Source organism: Kitasatospora sp. MBT63, from assembly GCF_000710465.2.
Lineage (GTDB): Bacteria > Actinomycetota > Actinomycetes > Streptomycetales > Streptomycetaceae > Kitasatospora.
The window spans coordinates 1-1,683 of the sequence record NZ_JAIZ01000475.1; the positions used below are offsets into that span (position 1 = coordinate 1).

General features: G+C 73.5%; 1 protein-coding gene. It reads left to right on the plus strand.

Annotation, left to right across the window (positions count from 1 at the left end):
* Window positions 1-110 precede the first annotated feature (110 nt).
* Complete coding sequence (locus AA75_RS25960; RefSeq protein ID WP_033822675.1) at window positions 111-1,445, plus strand: VWA domain-containing protein; 1,335 nt, start codon at window positions 111-113, stop codon at window positions 1,443-1,445.
* Window positions 1,446-1,683 lie beyond the last annotated feature (238 nt).

Consider the following 1,683-nt stretch of genomic DNA (forward strand, 5'->3'; position numbering starts at 1 on the left):
CCGGGCGCACCGCTCGCCCCGCCGGCCCCGGCCGCCCCGCCGATGCCCGCCTACGCACCCAGCACCGACTGACCACCACTCATCTGACCGCTCGACAGGAGCTCTCAGTCATGGCAAGTCTGTCCAGGCCCACCGCACCCCGGTTCGACGTCGACATCTTCCAGAACGAGTACCTCGCCGAGGGCGCCCGGGAGGTCAACGCGATCGTCACGGTGACCGCCACCGGCGGCGGCACCTCGGGCGGGCGCCCGCTGACGCCCGGCGACGGACCCGCCGCCGGCGTGGTGCTGATGGTCGACTGCTCCGGCTCGATGGACTACCCGGCGGCCAAGGCCAAGAACGCCCGCGAGGCCACCGCCGCCGCGATCGACACCCTGCGCGACGGCGTCGCCTTCGCGGTGGTCGCCGGCACCCACGAGGCCACCGAGGTCTACCCCGGCGACGGCACCCTCGCGGAGGCCGGACCGCACACCCGGCAGGAGGCCAAGCTGGCACTGCGCAAGCTCAAGGCGGCCGGCGGCACCGCCATCGGCACCTGGCTGACCAAGGCCCACGCGCTCTTCACCAGCCGCCCCGACCTCGCCATCCGGCACGCCATCCTGCTCACCGACGGCCGCAACGAGCACGAGAAGCCCGCCGAACTGCAGCGCGCCCTCGACCTCGCCACCGGGTACTTCACCGCCGACTGCCGCGGCGTCGGCACCGACTGGGAGGTCGCCGAGCTGCGCCGGATCTCCTCCGCGCTGCTCGGCACGGTGGACATCGTCGCGGAGCCGAACGGCCTGGCCGACGACTTCCGGGCGATGATGTCCACCGCCATGGGCAAGCAGGTCGCCGACGTCGCCCTGCGGGTCTGGACCCCCGCCAACGCGGTGGTCAAGTACGTCAAGCAGGTCGCCCCCAGCGTGGAGGACCTCACCGGCCGGCGGACCGAGGCGGGCCCGCGGGCCGGCGACTACCCGACCGGCTCCTGGGGCGACGAGAGCCGCGACTACCACGTCTGCATCCAGGTCCCGGCCGCCGCGGTCGGCAACGAGATGCTCGCCGCCCGGATCAGCCTGGTCCTGCCCCGGCCCGGCGAGGCCACGCCCGAGGTGCTGTCCCAGGGCCTGGTCAAGGCCGTCTGGACGGACGACCTGGCCTCCTCCACCCGGATCAACTCCCAGGTCGCGCACTACACCGGCCAGGCCGAGCTGGCCGACTCCATCCAGGAGGGCCTGGCCGCCCACCGCGCCGGGGACGTCGACCGGGCCACCGCCAAGCTGGGCGCCGCCGTCCGGCTGGCGCACCGGACGGGGAACGAGGGAACCCTGAAGCTGCTCCAGAAGGTCGTCGACGTCGTCGACGCGAAGGAAGGTACCGTTCGGTTCCGCAAGGATGTGAGCGAGGCCGATTCGATGACACTCGAGACCCGGTCGACCAAGACCGTCCGGGTGAAGAAATAATCGACCGACCGAGACCTGACCGGCCACCGCCCGGGGCCGACCAGCTGGACAAGTGGGGGAACTGATGCCGATCTGCCCTAGGGGCCATGAGTCGCAGGCCGAGGACTGGTGCGACTTCTGCGGCTTCCCGATGACTCCGCCGCCCGGCCTGGCCGTCCCCGGCAGCCCGGCCGGGTCCGGGTCGTTCGCCGGCCCGCCCGGCCCGCCGCCGGCCCCGGCCGCCCCCGCGGGCCCGTAC